This is a genomic window from Erysipelatoclostridium sp. DFI.2.3, assembly GCF_019132535.1.
Lineage (GTDB): Bacteria > Bacillota_I > Bacilli_A > Erysipelotrichales > Erysipelotrichaceae > Clostridium_AQ > Clostridium_AQ innocuum.
Genome location: NZ_JAHOOJ010000063.1, coordinates 1 through 584, shown reverse-complemented (window position 1 = coordinate 584; position 584 = coordinate 1). Strand labels below are relative to the sequence as shown.

Below are 584 nucleotides of genomic sequence, written 5' to 3'. Positions count from 1 at the left end.
TATCTGATTTGGTACCTTTGTGTAAAAGTATACAGTTGTTTAATGAAATTGAAGAGTGTAAGGATAAGGGCGTTATTGATTTATTTGATGATGTGAGAGAAATGAATCATAAGATAGCAACAGTAAGATCGCCTTTAAAATGCAAGATTAATGGTATGAAATCAAAAATACAATTCTTTATTATATTGATTATAGTTAAGTTATTTAACAAATTTAAGGATTTTACCCGGCAAGATATAGAACAAGTTGAGAAAGATAACGATTTTACAGTTGATTCAAATTTAGGTTTACTTAATTAGCTACTCTCCACACCAGATAGTAGCTTTTTTTATTTACAATTCAACATATAAGTAGTATAGTATATAAGCAATCACTTAATGATTGTATCGCCCTTTTTTCCCCCCATTATTTGTTCATGAGGACGATAAGCCGGCTTTATGTCGGCTTTTTTAGCATAAAAAAGAGCTATTATATTAAAAAATATGAAGATAATAAGGCAGAATATAGCGATATATAAAAACAAAAAACGCCATTTAATAAATTAAATGACGTAATCAGAAACTCCTTCTACATCACGGTAGATG

The 584-nt window shown here is 28.9% G+C and carries 1 protein-coding gene; it reads left to right on the top strand.

Features of this window, described 5'->3' with window-relative positions:
• On the top strand, window positions 1-299 hold a 299-nt coding region (locus KSZ58_RS22385; protein ID WP_374102559.1), incomplete at its 5' end, for a hypothetical protein.
• Between the last annotated feature and the right edge of the window lie 285 nt (window positions 300-584).